The following is an 18925-nucleotide window of genomic DNA, read 5'->3' as shown; positions in this document are numbered from 1 at the left end:
GGGTACAATTAAGGGTAATCTCCGGTTCGAAAAAGGAGAGTACCCTTATGTCACGTACAACGACTCCTCTCACGGATACTGCTTGTCGCTTCGCCAAACCCACTGACCGGCCCTACAAGCTTTTCGACGGTGATGGGCTCTACCTTTTGATCCAACCTAATGGCCGCAAAGGCTGGCGTCTCAGGTATGTGAAACCCGATGGGCGGGAAGGTTTAACCTCGTTAGGCAATTACCCTGTGATCGGCCTGGGCGATGCGCGCCAGAAGCGTTTGGAGGCGAAGCAGTTGCTTGCGGGTGGCATTGATCCTGTAGAGAGCAAGCGGAAAACCAGGCTGGAAGACGTGGTCAACGGGGCGACCTTTGAAAGCGTTGCCCTGGGCTGGCACAAGAACATGTCTACCAAGTGGTCGCCTGATCACGCCAAGACGGTCTTGCATCGTCTCAAGACCGACGTTTTCCCCTTGATTGGCGCCCGAGCGATTGTGAGCCTCGACACCTTTGATTTGATGCAGCCTGTGGAGGCGATCAGGGCGCGGGGGGCAATCGATGTCGCCATCAGAGTGCAGAGCTTCCTGAAAAATATAATGCGAGAGGCCAAACGCCTTCGTCTCATTACCGAAAACCCGGCACATGATCTTCAAGGCATGATCACTGCGCCAAAAGTCACCCATCGGCCAGCCTTGCCGTTGTCACGCCTTCCTGAGCTGCAGGCCAGAATCAACGCGTATCCGGGGCGCAAATTAACCCGCAAACCGCAGTCAGCGGGCAATTCGCATTGTGGAGCTTGCTCGTGGTCAATTTGCTCAAACGAGCCCAGCGTTACCTTTGTTGAATGCCATTGCTGCAGGGGTCGGCTGGAGCTGGCGTAGCCTTTCTGAGCTGACGATTGGCCCGTTTCGAGGGTTTCGAAGCCCTGAGACGTTTGATCTCGCCAGGCGCCTGATCCTGTTCTATGGCCCTAACGGCAGCGGAAAAACCAGCCTGTGTGAAGCGCTGGAGTTCGCATTGCTAGGCGCCGTGGATGAAGGTGCGACAGCTTGAAGGTGGATTGCAAGTGAGGTTTCAGGCCGAAAGCGCTCCAGATCCGTTGCACTGTAGCGGGCGATACGCCCGTTGCAGCACTCATGCTGCGCACGCTCCACTGTGTGGCATTCTCGGGCAGGCTTTGAAGCGCCCGGTTGACAACGTTTTGCACCTGCTCATCCGAAACGGTACGTGGACGGCCCGGGCGGGCTGCATCTATCAGGCCGTCAAACCGGTACGCCTCAAATCGGCGGCACCATTTTGAAACCGTTTGAACAGTCGTGTGCAGACGCTCTGCAATGGTTGCACCACGCTCTCCGTCGGCACATGCCAAAACAATCTGTATCCGCATCTTTTCATCAGCAGGGGCCTTTCGGATGGCCAAGCGGGCAAGTAACTCCGCCCGCTCCTCTGGCGTAATGATCAGCTTCCTGGGAGGGCGACCTGTTCTGGGCATGTATGGCTTCCATCAAGCGATAGCCACAAGAGTACCAGAAATCGATTTTATTAAAATTATATTTGAGACACCACACTAGTTTGTCGGATGTTGCGGTTTTCAGCGACCCAGTCCCCTTCCAGGAACTGAGCGTCGCCTACGTAACTCCAGGTGGGCTGAATGAGCAGGTCTTGCGCGATTTCAATCATCATGGTGGTGAGCGAGCGCTGCATCGGGCGCTGGATAAGGTGTTGGAACGTATTACCCGCTAACTGAATTTCATTGTGTTCATCTGTGGTCGTTAGATATGTCTGTCACTGATAATTTGATTGCTTTCACTCTGGCCGCAACTGTACTTACCCTCACACCTGGGTTGGATACGGCATTGGTTTTGAGAACCGCTACAGTTGAGGGCAGGGCGCAGGCCATGCGTGCCACATTGGGCATAAACGCCGGTTGCTTGCTCTGGGGCGGCGCTATCGCTTTTGGTTTAGGAGCACTGCTCACGGTCTCGGAAGTAGCCTACAGCCTGTTGAAGTACTGTGGAGCCGCATACCTGCTGTACCTGGGGGGGAACATGCTGTTGCGCCCCCGCCGATCGATCTCTGATGTAAACGCGCAAGAGACGACGTCCACCAATTGGTTCGTGAAAGGCATGATGGGGAATGTGCTCAACCCGAAGATAGGGATCTTCTACGTCTCTTTTCTGCCGCAGTTTATTCCGCAAGGCCAATCACTCATCCGGGACATTCGGCTTGGTCGGCATCCATGTAGTGCTGGGTTTGCTCTGGTCCTCAGTGCTGATTGGGGCAACGCAGTCGTTGGGAGGCGTGCTGAGAAAGGAGAAAGTGGTCAGTCGAATGGATCGAGCTACGGGCATGATTTTCATGGCTTTCGCAGCACGGTTGGCCATGAGTAGAGGCTGACGAGGAGGCTGGGGTAGACCTATCGCTGGGCCTTTTTGGCCAGCGATAGGTCAATTGGATCATGCTACTGGCTGAGCGCCGGTGATCTCGACGAGCGATCCGCACATGAAGGCGGCCTCGTCCGAAGCCAGGAAAGCCACCAGCGCAGCAACTTCCTCAGGCTTACCGATACGCCCGAAGGGTACCATCTTGTCGAGATCGGCAATGGTGCGGCCAGATCTACGGACACCCGCCTCTAGCATCGGCGTGTGAATCTCACCTGGGCAAACAGCATTAACGCGTACTTTATGCGGCGCGTAATCACGTGCCAGGTTCTGGGTGAACGATGCCACTGCAGCCTTGGTAACGTTGTAAGCGATGTGTCCAGGCGCAGGGTAGAGACCCCACTGCGAAGCGGTGTTGACGATAGCGCCGCCACCCGCATCGATCATGATCGGCAATACCGCGCGGCAGAGGTGGAACATCGAGTCTAGGTTAACTGCGAAGCTGATATCCCAATCGTCTTCGCTCAGAGAGAGCAAATTACCGCGGCGATTGATACCGGCGTTGTTGACCAGGATGTCGATCGTTCCCAGCTCGGCTACCGTTTTCCGTACCAATTCGCGGCAGGCATCCCCTTTGGAAATGTCCGCAGCGATGGCCACAGCTTTGCCGCCGTTACCTTGGATGGTTTCTACGACGGCTTGAGCTGCTTCAAAGTTCACATCGCTGATCACCACCTTGGCGCCTTCGCTAGCCAGCCGCGCTGCAATCGCTGATCCGATGCCACCTGCAGCGCCGGTCACGATTGCTACTTTGTTCTCGAATCTGTTCATCGTCGACTCCCGTTTTTGTTTGTGATTGAACCAGGCGTTCAGCTTCCCAGGCGACGTGCGCCCCGGATAGACAGAAGGAAAAGGTATGGTTGCAGCAGGATGCTCGATCTGACCATAGGTGACTTCACGAAAGACTACTGCGGTCAGGAAGACTCTGTATGTCTGGCTGCACTGTTGTGTGCAGTGATGCGTACAAAATAAGGCCTGCTGCGGACTCTGTCAACGGGCTCCCCCGATTGCGAAATCGATTGGTGGAATCGGTCACAAAAGGAGCGGGATGACGCGGGTGGCTGTCGATCGTGTCCCAGGAAGTGGTGTAACTCATCGTGGCCTTGGCCACTGAGTTTGCCGTTTAGTTGATCACGGCCGACAGCTTGGCCTGCGGATTATCGCTGACCGCTTCGAAAGCCTCCAACTGCATGTAGCGCCGTTGCAGGCACCATTCGTCGTTCTGTTCCAGCAGCATCGCGCCAACCAGTCGGGTAATGGCCGGATCGTTGGGGAAAATGCCAACGACTTCAGTGCGGCGCTTGATCTCTGCATTCAACCGTTCCAGCGGGTTGGTACTGTGCAATTGCTGCCGGTGCGCTTTGGGAAACGCCATGTGCGCCAGCACTTCGTCCTCGCAGCCATCCATCAGCGCCGCGATCTTTGGGTATTTCTCACGTAACTGGTCAGCCACCAGGCGCCATTGCTGGTGGCATTCCTGGCGGCTGTCCTGAGCGAAGACCGTGCGCAGCAGCGCCGCCACCATGGTGCGCTGCCCCTTGCCGACATGGGCCATGGCGTTGCGCATGAAGTGCACGCGGCAGCGCTGCCAGGTGGCATGGAAAACCTTGGAAACGGCGGCCTTGAGGCCTTCGTGAGCGTCGGAAATCACCAGCTTTACGCCGCGTAGCCCACGCCGCATCAGGCTGCGCAGGAAGTCCGTCCAGAACGGCTCGGCCTCTGATGGGCCAACCCGCATGCCCAGGATTTCACGGCCACCATTGGTGTTCACGGCCACGGCGATTATGACGGCGACCGAGACGATACGCCCGGCCTCCCGCACTTTGACGTAGGTCGCGTCGATCCAGAGATAGGGCCAATCGCCTTCCAGCGGACGATCGAGGAAGGCATGAACGCGCTCGTCGATCTCGCCAGCCAGTCGTGATACCTGGCTTTTCGATATACCGGTCATGCCCATGGCCTTGACCAGTTCATCAACCGAGCGCGTCGATACGCCCTGGATGTAGGCCTCCTGGATGACGGCTGCCATGGCTTTCTCGGCGGTGCGTCTCGGCTCCAGGAAGCCCGGAAAATAGCTACCTTGTCGCAGTTTTGGGATCTTCAGATCAACGTCGCCAGCGCGGGTTTGCCAGAGGCGATCACGGTAGCCATTGCGACTGTTTACCCGGTCGGGGCTTTTGACGTCGAAGCCAGCGTTGCACAGGCCTTCGACATCCAACTCCATCATGCGCTGGGCAACGTACTGGATCATTTGCTTGAGCAGATCGGCGTCTGCCCCTTTCTCAACCAGCTCGGTCAATGCGATAGTGGGCTTGGTCATCGTGGTTTCTCTGGTGAAGGTTAAGTCCGCAAACTCAACGTTAGCCAAGAACCACGATGACCATCCTCTTTCGCCCGCAGGGCGCCTTCGGTTGGTTCAGTTACACCACTTCTCGGGACACGATCGTGGCTGTCTATTTGCCGTCAGTGGCAGTGTGCTCAATTGAGTACATCTGACGCTATTTTCATGGTTTATTTTTTAAGCCATATGTGCATTAGCGTTGAGCAGAGGGCAAATAATCGGTAGGCAGTATTACTCATCTGCTCGGAATTTAGCTTGCAAACATCTAGGTCGGATCGTTTTTTCGATTTGCAGGCTATAGCAGTTTTTCAATTTTGCTAGTGCTCAGCTGACGATGCGTTTGACTAACTCAGCTGTAGAATTAACACCGTACTTTTTTAAAAGGTTACAGCGGTGTATATCCACGGTCCTCGGGCTGATGTTCAGACGTTTGGCAGCCTCCTTGCTGGTCAGCCCATCAACCATTAGCGCTGCTACGTCCCTTTCGCGAGCCGTAAGCATTATGCTCTCTTCGCGGTATGGAAGCTCGGCGTTTGACACGTGTGTGAACACCCAGGTTGCCAGTTCGTAGGGGGCACTGGGATTGAATCCATACCCGCGCACCGTCACCCAGAAGTGGGTGCCGTCCAGGCGGCGCATCAAGCGATCGTCTTGAAAGTTCTCGTGCTTGGATAGCAGTGGGCCGAAATGTTGGGCGGCAGTCTCGAAATCTTTGTGCTCTGGATAGAGAACTTCAAAAGATGCCCCAATTACTTGCTCCGGGCTTGCCCTAAACATTTCCAATGCGCAGGCATTACAAAGTGTGATTTTTCGATTTCTTGCGATGATTACGGCAATAGGTAGGTGGTAAATGAAAAGGTCTGCATTGGACACCACTTCTTCATATTCCACTCGTACCTCCAAAGCCAGCCAAATGAGAAACTGTTGCAATTTCTATGATCACCTAGGTGATTGGAAACCGTAGAGCACCAACCTACCTGGGCCTATGATGGCACCTAGGACATTTTTAGAACAAGCGCCAAAAATAGGACGAATGGCAAAAAACTGACTCATAGATACTTAGGCAATATTTAGTTTTGCAGAATCCAACCTATACGCAAGTAAAAAGATACCTAACTTCCTTCACTGCCCATCCTACTCAATTACAAAAATCGGGAGAGCAATGACCATGAATGCAATCAATAACGTATCCAATGCGACGCTACGCAAAGTAACTGCTGCTGCTGCGGTAGGTAATTTTGTGGAGTGGTTTGACTTCGCCGTCTACGGGTTCCTGGCAACGATTATCGCCAAGCAATTCTTCTCAAGCTCAGATCCCAATGCCGCCTTGCTACAGACGTTTGCTGTGTTTGCAGTAGCCTTCGCCTTACGCCCCTTAGGTGGGATCGTGTTCGGTGGGTTAGGTGATCGGTTAGGTCGTAAGCGGGTGCTCTCCGCCACAGTCTTGATGATGGCAGGCTCGACGACTGTCATCGGCCTATTGCCAACATATGCAACGCTGGGGATCTTGGCGCCGGTGCTCCTGACGATTACGCGGTGCGTGCAAGGTTTTTCTGCTGGAGGGGAGTACGCGGGTGCATGTGCGTACCTTATGGAGCACGCTCCTAATAACCGACGTGCCTGGTACGGAAGCTTTCTCCCGGTGTCGACATTTTCTGCCTTCGCCGCTGCTGCCGTTCTAGCTTATCTACTGGAAGCGGGCCTCTCAGCTGAGGCAATGGCAGCATGGGGCTGGAGAGTACCGTTTCTGATCGCAGCACCTCTTGGTGTTGTAGGTTTGTACCTGCGCTGGCGGATGGAAGAAACTCCGACTTTCCAGCAAGCAATTGCCGAACGACCGGAGCACGCTCATTCCCCGCTACGAGAAACCTTGACTCAACACAAGCGAGTGATTTTCCGACTTGGCGCATTCATTTCGCTGACAGGGTTGTCGTTCTACATGTTCACTACCTACTTCGCCACTTACCTGCAAGTGGTGGGGCACCTTTCCCGAGCCGAATCACTAATGGTTACGACCGTCGCGCTGCTCTTCGCGGCTGGTGCGTGCCCGGCAGCCGGCGCGTTTTCCGATTACGTCGGTCGTCGCAGGACTGTCGGCTTCACTTGTTTGTGGGTGATCTTCACGGTGTTCCCTGCCTACTGGATGGCCAGCTCCGGACACGTTTGGGCGGCAATCGTGGGAGTGATGCTGCTGGCTGTAGGAGCTGTTCTGTCTGGTGTAGTGACTGCCGTTCTCTTGTCCGAGGTGTTCCCAACACGCACCCGATATACCGCATCAGCGATTACTTACAACGTCGCGTACACGCTGTTCGGCGGCACTGCTCCACTTGTGGCTACTGCGTTGATCAACCACACCGGCAGTAGCCTCGCACCAGCTTTCTACTTGGTGCTGATAGCTCTGCTTGCCCTCTGTGGTGGTCTGGCTCTGCCTGAAACATCACGCATCTCTTTGCATGACGATCCGACGCCAACGCCTGGCAACGTAGGAAAAAACCTTCATCGTCCGGCGTAGTCCTGCCGTGTCAAAGCGCGGGAGAGCCCCGCGCAATCAAAAAACGCTAAGGAGTAGATGTATGAGTGCTCGTGCTCTGCACAACGACAGTATCATCATTGATGGTCTGATCATTGGTAAATGGAACCGGGAGTTGTTCGAGGACATGCGAAAGGGCGGCCTGACCGCTGCTAACTGCACTGTTTCGGTATGGGAGGGATTCAGAGCAACCGTCGACAGCATTGCCGCAACTCAGAAATTGATGCGTGATAACAGCGATCTAGTGATCCCAGTGCGCACCACCGCAGATATCCTGGAAGCTAAGGCGACCGGTAAGACAGGAATTTTCTTCGGCTTTCAGAACACCTACGCATTTGAGGATCAGCTTCCTTATGTGGACGTTTTCAAACAGCTCGGCGTAGGCATCGTGCAGATGTGCTACAACACGCAGAACCTTGTTGGTACTGGGTGCTATGAGCGTGATGGCGGCCTCTCTGGATTTGGGCATGAGGTGGTCGCCGAAATGAATCGAGTTGGCATCATGTGCGACCTGTCTCACGTAGGGGCGCGTACGAGCGAGGAGGTGATTCGCGCGTCGAAGAAGCCAGTTTGCTACTCACACTGTCTACCTTCCGGGCTCAAGCAGCATCCGCGCAATAAGTCCGACGACGAACTCCGATTCATCGCTGAACAAGGAGGGTTTGTTGGCGTGACGCTTTTCACGCCATTCCTCGCCAAAGGCATCGACGCCACGATTGATGACTACGCCGAAGCAATCGAGTACACCATGAACATTGTCGGTGAGGATGCCGTAGGTATCGGTACTGATTTCACGCAAGGGCACGGTCAAGACTTTTTCGAGTACCTGACCCATGACAAAGGCTATGCCCGGCGGTTGACCAATTTTGGAGAAATCATCAATCCACTAGGGCTGCGCAGCATCGGCGAGTTTCCCAACCTTACAGAGACTCTGCTCAAACGTGGTCATCCTGAGCGCGTGGTGAGCAAGATTATGGGAGGTAACTGGGTAAATGTGCTCAGAGAGGTCTGGGGGAAATAGCACTGGAAAGCTGCAAACGCCAGCCAGGTAGCTGGCGTTTGTGCTTCGAATCTCGATTCTAGAAGAGGGATGTCACCGGGGGCAGCGGCCATCTAAGTGGATCAAGCCTGCAGCGCTCTCAGTAGCACTTTGACCCTTTCCAGCTCGTCTCGGTGTCGCAGATAGGCAGCGTACACATCGTACTCGGCAAACGCGAGATCAGGCAGCACCTGAGTCAGTTCTCCTGCCGCCAATTCCTCCTCAATAAGGTACCTGGGCAAGACTGCCAGTCCGGCGCCTGCTAATGCCAGTGAGCGCAGAGATGTTGAGTCACTGACACTGATACGCGGGTTTATGTGTAGGTTAGCCTTCTCGTCTCTCCAACTCACTGGAAAGCTGATCACAGGCGCATATACACGCTGAGCCATGCACACATGGTTTGCCAACTCAGCAATTTCTGTAGGCGTGCCGTGCTTCTTCAGATAGTCAGGCGCTGCGCACAGTGCCAACGTAAAAGCACTGATTTTTTCATAGCGGATGCCCGACTGGGATGGGCAGGCCATGCGGATGGCCACGTCGTATTCGCCATCGAGCAGGTCCACATAGCGATCCGACAAATCAACCTCGAAGCGCAATCTAGGATGCTCTGCGGTGAGCTGCGCAATTCGTGGAAGTACAAAGGCGCGGCCGAAGGAAGTAGGCATCGTCACCCTTAAGACTCCTTCGGCATTGAGAAGCCCGCCCTGCAAGCGTGTGTCTGCATCCTCCAGTCCGGCAAGTACATTGCGCAAATCGGCAGCGTAACTGATTCCCGAGTCGGTAAGTGCCACCTTACGCGTCGTCCTCAGAACCAGTTGGTGCCCCAACCTTGCTTCGAGATTGGTAATGCGTCGGCTCACTGTGGACTGCGCAATTCCAAGGTTCCGTGCCGCTCCGCCAAAGCTCTTGCACTCGGCAACTGCTAGAAAAGCGTCTACTTCTGTAAGGGAGGTGAGTTTCATCGATTTTGCGCATAAGTGAAATCTTATTTCTACTGTTTTAATCCGAAATCAGCAAGGATAGGATTTGGCCAGACCTGTCACAGAAGGCTAAGCGCCATGTCAGCAGTGATGCATGCGGTAAAGAACAGGCACTCCACACGGGCTTTTCTGCCACGTGCTGTGGACGAAGGCTTGTTGAGGGAAATTCTGGAAACCGCTCGGTTCTCCCCCTCCAGTGGCAACCTGCAACCTTGGAAGTTATACGTGCTCGCCGGGTCAAGCTTGACCAGTCTCAAAGAAGAAGTGGGGCGTACTCTCGCTCGTGAGCCACGGGGCGAAGGGATGGGCTATCCGATCTATCCACAAGATCTCAAAGCCGAATACCAGGCACGGAGAGTCAAGTGTGGAGAGGATCTATACGCGACTTTAGATGTGGCGCGAGATGATCGTGTCGGACGTGTCCGGCAGTTCGCCCGCAACTTCACATTTTTCGATGCTCCCGTCGGCATGTTGCTGGCTGTAGATCGCAGCATGGGGCAAGCACAGTGGGCTGACCTTGGCATGTTCCTTCAGACGCTAATGCTTCTCTCGCAGGAGAGGGGGTTAGCTACCTGCGCTCAGGCCTGTTGGACGCTGGTTCACAAAACGGTAGAGCGGCATATGGGGCTATCAGAAGACATGATGGTGTTCTGCGGTATTTCACTGGGGTACGCCGATAGCGAGCACCCCATCAATACGCTGCGCACTGAGCGAGAGCCGCTCTCGGGAATCGTCGACTTCAGGGGGTTCAACTAAACGAACGTATTGGATTGCGCATGTAATCGGTTAACTGGAGAGGCTGATGAAACGGGTAGAAACCAACAATCTGGATTCGATTGCGAACTATCAAATGGTGCAAGCTGCGGATCCCATACCGGGAACAGGGGAGGTGCTGTTACGCATCGCTGCATGTGGTATCGGCTACGTTGATGCCCTAGAGTCGCTCGGTCGCTATCAGGTCAAGCCCCCATTGCCACACGTCCCTGGGCAAGAGGTCAGCGGCTGGGTCGAGGCGGTAGGTGAGGGGGTAGACAGTGTTGCTGTTGGCGACCGAGTGATCACTCAGATCCATGGTGGGCTTGCTGAGTTAGCGGTCGCGTCGGCAAACACGGTTACCCGCATCCCGGCAAATATGAATTTCGCTCAGGCAGCCGGTTTCAAGATCAATTATTTGACTGTACTGCATGCACTCCGCGATCGAGCGAACCTGCAGGCCGGTGAAACCTTGCTGGTCATCGGCGCCGCGGGGGGCGTTGGTAGTGCTGCTGTACAGATTGGCAAGTGCCTTGGTGCAAAAGTAATCGCGGTCGCATCCTCTGCCGAGAAGCGCGCGTTCGTCCGCGACCTAGGGGCCGATGCTGTGATTGATTCGAGTGCGGACAACTTCCGTGACCAGGTCAAGGAGTTGTGCGATCAAAAAGGGCCGAACGTGGTTTTCGATCCAGTGTGCGGCCCTCTGTTCGAGCCAGCATTTCGTTCGCTGACTTGGGGTGGGCGCCACCTTGTCGTCGGCTTTGCTGGAGGCCCCATCCCCTCGTTGCGTGCAAACCTACCCCTGTTGAAGGGGGCATCGCTGGTGGGGGTTGATGTGCGCCAGTTTCAGATTTATGAAGCGGAGAAGGGCGCCTCCCATGTCCAGGAATTGCTGGCATGGGTTGCGGCTGGGCAAGTGGCACCGCCCATAGGCAAAGTGTTCGCGTTCGATGAGTTTGCCGCTGCGCTGGAGTTTGGCCTGTCCGGCAAGGGACTCGGCAAAACGGTGGTGAGAGTGGCGCAAGACTGATAAGTGAGTAGGACAGAGGGGGCCCATGGCCCCCTTTTTTCCGTCCGTTGAACTTCAAGCATCCCAGCGTTGCAGTGCCTGCTCGAGTTGAATCGCATGGGCCGGTTGAGGAACACCTGGCGAAGTGCGTGAGAATCGCGGGGCTGGGGCAGGCTGCACTACATCAGCGATGGTCACGAAGGTCTCTCTTGCGCGATTGTGCGCATGCAATGGAGCTTCATCCCAATCCAGCACTGGTGCAAAGCAGGCGTCACTGCCTTCGAAAAGGGTGCACCACTCATCTCGCGTGCGAGTGGCCATGATACCCGCCAGCGCCTGTTTCTGAGATGGCCAACTGGCCGGGTTCATCTGGTCATCAAACAGACTGCCTTCCATTGGGCACAGCTCACGCAACTGTTGGTAGAACTGAGGCTCAATCGCACCGATCGCCACGAAGCGGCCATCTGCACACCGATAGGTGTCATAGAACGGAGCCGCACCATCGAGCAAGTTACTGCCGCGATCATTTCCCCATTGGCCCATTGCCCGCAGCCCATGGATGAAGCTGGCCAGTAGTGTTGTCCCATCGCTCATGGCGGCGTCGATCACCTGACCCTTGCCGGACTTTGATACTTCATGCAGTGCGGCCATCACACCGACTAGCAGCAACATGCCGCCTCCACCAAAGTCACCCACGAAATTGATGGGCGGGGGCGGGGTTTCACCTGGACGTCCGATGCTCTGCAGCGCGCCGGTGATCGCTATGTAGTTGATGTCATGGCCTGCTGTGCGGGCCAACGGACCATACTGCCCCCAGCCGGTCATACGCCCATAGATCAGGCGAGGATTGACTGCATGGCATTCAGTTGGGCCAAGCCGGTTCTTTTCCATCACTCCGGGCCGGAAGCCTTCGATCAATATGTCGGCCTTGGCGACAAGGCGAAGAACGGCGGATTGGCCGGATTCAGTACGTATATCCAGCTCTACGGTCGGTCTGCTACGGCTGAGCACATCAGCAGGGTCTACTGCTGTGCCTGGGCGAACGATACGAACGACCTCTGCCCCGAGGTCGGCGAGCACCATGGCTGCGAACGGGGCGGGGCCGATTCCGGAAAGTTCCACCACTTTGATGCCTTTCAATGGTCCCATGTGTTCTCCTTGATGCAATTGCCTGTCAACCCAAGACGCTGCGCGCGATGATTTCTTTCATTATTTCAGAGCTGCCAGCGAAAATTCGTGAAACCCGGGCATCCAGGAAACGTTGACAGATTTCGTACTCCTGCATGTAGCCAGCTCCTCCGTGCAACTGTACACCGGCATCCATGACCCTTGATTCAAGCTCGCTCGTGATGAGCTTGGCTTTCGCCGCTGACTGAGCGGAAAGCTCGCCGGCATTGTGCTGGGCAACACAGTGGTCTACGTAGACTTGAGCGACTTCCAGATCGGCTGCCAAGTCAGCCATGGTGAATCGGGTGTTTTGGAACTCCGCTACTTTCTTGCCGAAAGCCTTGCGTTGAAGCACGTAGTCGCGCGTCAGGTCAAAGCCGCATTGAGCATTGGCCAGCGAACCGACAGCTGAAATAAGACGTTCTTCGACCAGCGAGGTCTTCAGGTATCGCAGCCCCTGAGAAACATCTCCCAGTACATTTTGCTTGGGTACACGCACGTCATTAAAGAAGAGTTCTGCGGTGTCTTGGGCGTGCAGGCCCATCTTCTCCAACTGGCGCCCTCGCTCAAAGCCGGGCATCCCTCGCTCAACCAGAAACAGCCCAATCTGCCTGGGGTCATCAGGATTAGTCTTGGCTGCAACGAGTATTACGTCTGCATTGATGCCGTTCGATATGTAGGTTTTCGCTCCATTGAGTAGCCAATGGTTCTCGCGTTCCAGCGCTCGAGTTTTCATGCCCGCCAGATCACTGCCAGCATCCGGCTCGGTCATGGCGATACCCAGAATACTATCGCCGGTAGCGCACGAAGGTAGATAACGAGCTTGTTGATCAGAGTTGCCGAAGTGCTTGATGTACGGTGCCACCAGCCGGCTGTGCAAGGTGTGGTAGAAGCCAACTTCGCCGAAGCGGTTATCTTCTTCAATCATGATTTGTTGATAGCGGAAATCCCACAGGCCGATGCCGCCATGCTCTTCAGCGGCCCACACCAGCAGGAAACCGAGTTCGCCCATCTTCTTGAACATCTCACGAGGAACGATCCCGGCTTTGCGCCAGGCCTGCTTATTTGGCTGCACTTCTTTTTGCAGGAAAGCCCTGTAGCTCTCCCGGAAAATGTCATGTTCAGTACTGAATCCAGAGCGTTGCATAAGGTCTCCCAGAAAGGTGCATCAACACTGCACCTACAGCAGTATCACCAGAGTTTCCATGTGTAGAGAACGTTCACACGCAGGTCATTGTTGTCGCGGAAGGTCGCGGCTTGGGTGAAGTTGTTGCGGTACCAGGCGTGGCGAACCTTGAAACCGAGTCCTTGAAGAGGGCCAGATTGGATGACATAAGCAACCTGTGCCTGGCTTTCGCGTTCGTATCGGCCGCTGCCGCCCATGCGATCTGGCAGTTCGATGTTGTCCCCGCGCATATGCCAGACCATCGCGGTGAGTCCCGGAATGCCCGCGGCGGCAAAGTTGTAGTCGTAGCGTACTTGCCAGGTGCGTTCTTTGGCATTGAGGAAGTCGGTAGCAATTGCTCCCTCCACAGTCGGAGATGGCTCGCTACGGCCCATGTACGGTTGAGCGGTGTCGCCGAACAGAGCCATGTAGCCAGTGCTGAAGGTATGACCGCCCAGGGAGTAGCGGAACACGACACCGTAGTTGTCGTTGTCGACTTCGCCCGCATTGGCGGAGCCATCTTCGCCGGACTTGACCCATCGGAAGTCGGTTTTGAGGCTACCAGGTCCCAGTGGAAGGTCATGGACCAACCACAGGTAATCCTGCCGATAGATGTCGTTCAGGGTTGCGTGATAGTAGCTCGCGGTGAGATTGGGACTTGCCTTGTACTTGGCACCGACGTAGGTGAACCCGCTGGAGTCAACGTCGAGGAAGCGGCCATTTTGTGCCGTGACGCGGATGTTTTCGTAGTTGCTTGAGTCCCTGAACTTGATGCGGTCCAGGTAGCCCCCCATCAACGTCAGGTTCTCAATGTCTTCTGACTGAAACGTGGTGCCCTGGAACGTCTGCGGTAGCAGCCTGCCTGGGCTGGAATAGGCAACCGGCAGCAGCAGTGTCATGCGGCCCGTGTTCAATTTCGACTGTGCAAAGCGAACCTTTGCAACACCTCCAAAGGTACTGAAGCTGTCTTCAGATCGGCCTTTGGAATCTACAGGTAGCAGTTGGGTGCCCGCGCGATGCGGTGATGAGTCGAGCTTGAAGCCTGTCATGCTGTTTAGGTCTAGCCCGAACCCAACTGGACCTTCGGTGTAGCCTGATTTGAAATCGAGAGTCACGCCTTGTGCCCACTCCCTCAGCTCACGCTTGAGCGCTGGGTTTTCCGGGTCTTTGTAATCCCGATCCAGGTAGTAGTTGTGCAGAAGAACGCTGGCAGAGCTATCAGTGAAAAATGCACTTTGTGCGTGAACTGCGAACGACAGTGGCAACGTGGACATCAGCAACGCTGCGGTGCGGAAAGTCATGTGGTGCTCCAGTATTTATTGTTGTTTGGAGTCAGGCCATTGCGATGGCGCGATTCAGGCTCAGTCCTTCTGCGCGCTCATCATCTGACCGAAGTGACGGCGTGCGAACAGGAAGCCCAGGATCGCAATGGGGCCTATGGCTGCAGCCATGGTTGCCAGCGCGAAAGCAATGGCTGTTGGCCCAGTAAACACGCGGTCAGCTAACAGGCCGCTCAGGAATGGGCCAACGGTGTAGCCGAAGAGATTGATGACTAGAAGGTTGACCGCAACGGTGCGGGCTCTGAGTCTGGATGGGCTGATCATTTGCATACCCAGGCATGTCATCACGGAAATGCTTGGCAAGAACATCATGCAGATCGCGAACGCGGTTACCAGAAGCCAGTACTGGCCGGCAAGCAGGCCGATGATAATGGCTGGCACCGGGATAGCCACGGAAAGCATCAGTATCAGAATGATGCCGTCCGATCGCCCTGCTTTTTGCAGTTTGCTGGCCAACCAAGGGAGGGACAGGGTGCCGAATACTGATGTCGGTAAACCCACCGAGCCAAACACGAAGCTGGCGTGGGAGGCGGTAAGTTCATGCAAGCGGATCAGCAATGTCGGAGCCCATGAGATCACGCCGAGTGTGAGTGATGAAATCATCCCTGTTGCAATGAAAAAAGGAATGAACATGGCCTGGTTGCCCTTCAAAAATGGCAGCAGTGCATCGATACCCGTTGCCGATTCAGAGGCTTGTGACTCGACGCGTGCAGGCTCACGCATGGTCAATGCAAACAGCAGGATCATCAGGAAGCCAGGCAAGCTGACGGTGAGCAAGGTGAAGCGCCAAGCTTCCATACCTGGCAGGAACTGTTGGGTGCCAGCGTACTGGTATACCGCTCCCCCGATGAGGAAGGCGCCCGTTGCCATGACGTTACCCGTAGCCATGTAGAAACTGGTTGGCAACGCTCTCTCTTTGCGCTGGAACATGTCACCGATTAGCGACATTGCCGCCGGCGTTAATACGGCTTCACCGATTGCTACGCCCGCCCGGCATATGATCAAGGTTGTGAAGTCGACGGTAAATGCGGAAGCCGCGGTCATGAGCGACCAGAGCAGCACGCCCGTGAGGATGATGCGCGTACGGTTACCCTTGTCGATGAGGTAAGCGACTGGAATGCCGGCTACGGAGTAGAGGATTGCAAATCCCGCCCCTAACAAAAGCCCCATTTGCGTATTCGACAAGCCCAGGCTTTGTGTAACTGGCTGGGCTACGGCAGACAGGATGAAGCGATCCACCATTGATATGGCGTAGAAGATGATGAGGCACCCAACGGCATACCAGCGGCCAGGATGGATTTTGCTCTCGGCATAGGTGAAGGATGTGCTCTGCTCGTTCATTGCGTAATCCCATTAATTATTTTTGTTGGATCTGCGAAACAGCAATAACCAGACGCCTCGCTTGCATCGCAAACGCTGGACATCTGGCTCAAGTCTATGGAGAAGGAGGGGACGGAAAATCGTCTCAAAAGACGATTTTCCAGGTGAGTTATGAGACCAATCCGAGTTTCCGCGCTACGGCAAGGGCCTGGGTTCGGCTGTTGGTTTCGAGCTTGGCATTGATATTGCGCAGATGAGTGCGCACGGTGCTGTTGGAGACGTGCAGGCGGTCGGCTAAGTCGAGGTTCGAACAACCCTCGGTCAAAAGCATCAGGACTTCAATTTCCTTACGTGTCAGCGGTTCGGCCATAGGCTGTGATAGCGACTGGCTGTTGCACTTTTCAGTAGTCGTTAGACCGAACCCAATTTGGAGCGTCCGTAGAAAATCTGAGAGCAGAGGGTTCCTGGACTTACGCGTTTCGTAGGCTTGCTTGAACTCGGTCACAACGCCTGCCAGTAATGGTCCCTCATCCAGCAGCGTGCGCAGGTAGCCCTCATGCGCGGCAAATGACAGTGCGTCCTCAAGCTCTTTGTGGGCACAAAGCAAGTTGTCGCAACGATGCAATGCCAGCACCTTGAGCAGTTGAAGCACCAGTGCGCGATGGCGTCGGCCAGAGGCGTAAGCGTCTTTGAGATCAGTGTTAGCTTGCTTCAGTGCTGCTACTGGGTCACCAAAATGAATTTCCCATCTGAGCCTAGCAAGGCGGAGGTAATGGATGTCGTGCGCGAGTAAACGCTGGCGGCATTCGCGAGCCCAGATGACGGGATCGTCCGCCCTGGCCAGCTCATCAAGGGATGCAGAGCCTTGGCCCTGGATAAGGAGAATCTTCGCTCGCTCGAGTTGCGCAGCCGCAACTGCGCGCGGGAGTCTGCGACTGTGTCCGAGGTACTCTAACTCGGTCAGGGCTTGTACGGCCGTGTCGAGATCCTTTTCTATGAAGGCAAGCCTGCATTTGAGCAGGTAGATAAGGATCAGATGATCAGGTATGCAAACTTCACGTACCAGCGGTAGGTATACATTAATCAGATGACGAGTTTTCGCGAGATCATTGGCTTCATACACCGTTGCGGTGTAGAGCACGCCGGCCCAGGCATTTCCATGAGTATGTTTGTTGCGAGTGGCATGCGTGGCGTCCACTGCCAGCCTGAAGCGAGCTGAGGCATGACGTAGCCTTCCATGGAGGAGGTCAATCAGCCCCTCGGTAGTTTCCGAATACATGCGATTGAACAGGCTTTCTCCACCATGCAGGCGTCGAGCCGCATCAAGCATCAATTGAGCATCCCGCGCATCACCGATAATGAGGGTCTGATGCGCAATGGCATTGAGCAGAGTGGCGCTCGCGAAGCAGTACCCAGGTTCCATGCTCTCCAGGGCGTGCTTACCTGCTGTGACGGCATCTTCGCAGTGATCTTGCATGCCGAGGAGGGTCGGATAGAGTGCGGCACCATGATTGCGAATCCGGGCGTCCGTGCTGTTGCGCCAGTCGATCTGCTCCAATTGTTCACGGGCAGCATGTGAACCTTCGGTCAACGCAGTAGCCCAAATGGACATCATGTACAAGACTGGGCGGGTTGCGACCAGGTTTTCAGGAATCGATGTGAACCACCGTCTCAGCAGGCGCATTCGCCCTTGCTCCAACAGTGACTCGGTATGCCGCTCAAGGAGCACTGTTGCCTGTTCGAATACCTTTCCTTGCACCGCGTGATCGATTGCCAGCACAGCCTGGCCTTGAGATTCGAACCAATGCGACGCCCTCAGGTGCAGGTCTCTCCACTGACAGGGATATTCGGTAATCAACTGGTTGCGCAGAAGCTCTGCAAAAAGGCCATGAAATCGCCAATAGCCACTTCTGGACTCGATTGGCAGCGCGAGGCCTTGCGTATGAAGTCCCTCTACCATCTCGCGACAGTTCACGCCTGGGTTCAACGCCTCACAAACGGATAGATTGAACGATCTCAACACACTGATGCGGATCAGGAACATGCGGAGCGCAGGGGTTTGTTCGGCTAGAACCACTTCACTCAGGTATTGGCCCACGGTGCCTGTTGAACCAGAAAACTGGGCGATGAAGTCTATACGGGACTCTGTTCGCTTAAGCGCGATTGAGGCTAGCCACAAAGCAGCTGCCCAGCCTTCGGTTTTGCCATGCAAGTGATCAACTTGTTCCCGTGAGAGGTTGCCGGCGGCAAGTTGAGGAGCGAAGAGCGCTGCACATTCGTCGTAGTCGAACCGCAATTCGCTCGAGCCGATTTCTGTGAGCCGGCCGCCGACGCGCAAGCGCGACAGCCCCATTGCGGGTGTCAGACGGGTGGCCGCTATCAGGTAGGCGCGGCGTGGAAGCTGCAGAGCAATTTCTTGAAGGAGCGCCAAAACGGAGCCTTCATGAATATTTTCCAGATCATCTACGAAGAGTGCGAATGGCCCATCATGTGTCGCAATGCTTGTCATGGCATCGCAACCGGGCTGGGCGATGCCCAGATGCTTTACGATCTTGTCCAGGCAGCTCAGAAACCTCGACAAGTCGTTGTCGGTCGCCCGAGCGTTCAACCATGCCGTTGCAATTCCGGCTTGGCTGAACTGGCCGAAGGCCTGAGCCATTGCCGTCGATTTGCCAAAACCAGCTGGTGCACTCAACAGGGTGAGGGTGCCACCGGCTCGCTCGATGATCGGCAACAAGCGCGAGCGCCTGACCTGCGTTGGAATGAGTGCAGGGCCTTTGAATCTAGGGTCTGGGTCGTTGAGCATGGTGTACATGTTCTCCTTCCTTGCGTCGTGACGACACTCCATGTCG

16 protein-coding genes and 1 pseudogene are annotated in these 18925 nt (G+C 55.4%); 7 read left to right on the top strand and 10 right to left on the bottom strand.

Annotated features, from left to right (window positions below):
• Positions 1-47: 47 nt before the first annotated feature.
• Together AC6I6U_RS21830 and AC6I6U_RS21825 are read left to right on the top strand one after the other, a co-directional pair.
• Positions 48-869, top strand: a complete 822-nt coding sequence (locus AC6I6U_RS21830; protein WP_497878099.1) for a tyrosine-type recombinase/integrase — start codon at positions 48-50, stop codon at positions 867-869.
• Positions 778-1041 (top strand): AAA family ATPase, encoded by a 264-nt coding sequence (locus AC6I6U_RS21825; RefSeq protein WP_497878098.1) that lies wholly within the window; start codon positions 778-780, stop codon positions 1039-1041. Before AC6I6U_RS21830 ends, AC6I6U_RS21825 begins: the two co-directional genes overlap by 92 nt.
• Here the strand turns inward: AC6I6U_RS21825 and AC6I6U_RS21820 are convergent.
• The gene (locus AC6I6U_RS21820) at positions 959-1375 is read right to left on the bottom strand and encodes a helix-turn-helix domain-containing protein (protein ID WP_497883079.1); all 417 of its coding nucleotides are present in this window, start codon (positions 1373-1375) and stop codon (positions 959-961) included. The genes AC6I6U_RS21825 and AC6I6U_RS21820 overlap by 83 nt on opposite strands.
• A 391-nt stretch (positions 1376-1766) precedes the next feature.
• On the opposite strand from AC6I6U_RS21820, the pseudogene AC6I6U_RS21815 reads away from it, so the two are divergent.
• Positions 1767-2385: pseudogene (locus AC6I6U_RS21815) on the top strand (LysE family translocator).
• A 59-nt stretch (positions 2386-2444) separates the two neighbouring features.
• Here AC6I6U_RS21815 and AC6I6U_RS21810 read toward each other — a convergent pair.
• From AC6I6U_RS21810 to AC6I6U_RS21800, 3 genes are all read right to left on the bottom strand, one after another.
• Positions 2445-3200, bottom strand: coding sequence for an SDR family NAD(P)-dependent oxidoreductase (locus tag AC6I6U_RS21810; protein ID WP_497878097.1), 756 nt, complete (start codon positions 3198-3200; stop codon positions 2445-2447).
• 352 nt (positions 3201-3552) lie between these two features.
• Positions 3553-4749, bottom strand: a complete 1197-nt coding sequence (locus AC6I6U_RS21805; protein ID WP_497878096.1) for an IS256 family transposase — start codon at positions 4747-4749, stop codon at positions 3553-3555.
• A 345-nt stretch (positions 4750-5094) separates the two neighbouring features.
• Entirely contained in the window at positions 5095-5661 is a 567-nt protein-coding gene (locus AC6I6U_RS21800) for a helix-turn-helix transcriptional regulator (protein ID WP_497878095.1), read from the bottom strand.
• Positions 5662-5938: 277 nt separating this feature from the next.
• On the opposite strand from AC6I6U_RS21800, the gene AC6I6U_RS21795 reads away from it, so the two are divergent.
• Together AC6I6U_RS21795 and AC6I6U_RS21790 are read left to right on the top strand one after the other, a co-directional pair.
• On the top strand, positions 5939-7282 hold the full coding sequence (locus AC6I6U_RS21795) for an MFS transporter (protein ID WP_497878094.1): 1344 nt from the start codon (positions 5939-5941) through the stop codon (positions 7280-7282).
• A 61-nt stretch (positions 7283-7343) separates the two neighbouring features.
• Positions 7344-8321: a dipeptidase gene (locus tag AC6I6U_RS21790; RefSeq protein ID WP_497878093.1), complete on the top strand. Its 978-nt coding sequence runs from the start codon at positions 7344-7346 to the stop codon at positions 8319-8321.
• Positions 8322-8422: 101 nt separating this feature from the next.
• On the opposite strand, the gene AC6I6U_RS21785 is transcribed toward AC6I6U_RS21790, so the two are convergent.
• Positions 8423-9301, bottom strand: a complete 879-nt coding sequence (locus tag AC6I6U_RS21785) for a LysR family transcriptional regulator (RefSeq protein ID WP_497878092.1) — start codon at positions 9299-9301, stop codon at positions 8423-8425.
• A gap of 96 nt (positions 9302-9397) precedes the next feature.
• Between AC6I6U_RS21785 and AC6I6U_RS21780 the strand changes: the two genes are divergently transcribed.
• Together AC6I6U_RS21780 and AC6I6U_RS21775 are read left to right on the top strand one after the other, a co-directional pair.
• On the top strand, positions 9398-10075 hold the full coding sequence (locus AC6I6U_RS21780; protein ID WP_497878091.1) for a nitroreductase family protein: 678 nt from the start codon (positions 9398-9400) through the stop codon (positions 10073-10075).
• 46 nt (positions 10076-10121) lie between these two features.
• Positions 10122-11102 (top strand): NADPH:quinone oxidoreductase family protein, encoded by a 981-nt coding sequence (locus AC6I6U_RS21775; RefSeq protein WP_497878090.1) that lies wholly within the window; start codon positions 10122-10124, stop codon positions 11100-11102.
• A gap of 54 nt (positions 11103-11156) precedes the next feature.
• On the opposite strand, the gene AC6I6U_RS21770 is transcribed toward AC6I6U_RS21775, so the two are convergent.
• The 5 genes from AC6I6U_RS21770 to AC6I6U_RS21750 all read right to left on the bottom strand — a co-directional run bounded on the left by AC6I6U_RS21770 (position 11157) and on the right by AC6I6U_RS21750 (position 18888).
• Complete coding sequence (locus tag AC6I6U_RS21770; protein WP_497878089.1) at positions 11157-12230, bottom strand: CaiB/BaiF CoA transferase family protein; 1074 nt, start codon at positions 12228-12230, stop codon at positions 11157-11159.
• A gap of 25 nt (positions 12231-12255) precedes the next feature.
• Entirely contained in the window at positions 12256-13395 is a 1140-nt protein-coding gene (locus AC6I6U_RS21765; RefSeq protein ID WP_497878088.1) for an acyl-CoA dehydrogenase family protein, read from the bottom strand.
• A 44-nt stretch (positions 13396-13439) separates the two neighbouring features.
• Positions 13440-14714 carry an OprD family porin gene (locus AC6I6U_RS21760; protein ID WP_497878087.1) on the bottom strand — a complete coding sequence of 425 codons (1275 nt, stop codon included), beginning with the start codon at positions 14712-14714 and terminating at the stop codon, positions 13440-13442.
• Between the two features lie 60 nt (positions 14715-14774).
• Entirely contained in the window at positions 14775-16094 is a 1320-nt protein-coding gene (locus tag AC6I6U_RS21755; RefSeq protein WP_497878086.1) for an MFS transporter, read from the bottom strand.
• A gap of 148 nt (positions 16095-16242) precedes the next feature.
• Positions 16243-18888 carry a winged helix-turn-helix domain-containing protein gene (locus tag AC6I6U_RS21750; protein WP_497878085.1) on the bottom strand — a complete coding sequence of 882 codons (2646 nt, stop codon included), beginning with the start codon at positions 18886-18888 and terminating at the stop codon, positions 16243-16245.
• Positions 18889-18925: the final 37 nt, after the last annotated feature.

This window comes from Pseudomonas sp. UTLPPB19802, from assembly GCF_059730225.1.
The sequence above is the reverse complement of the archived record's forward strand: the minus strand, read 5'-3'. Positions and strand labels throughout refer to the sequence as shown.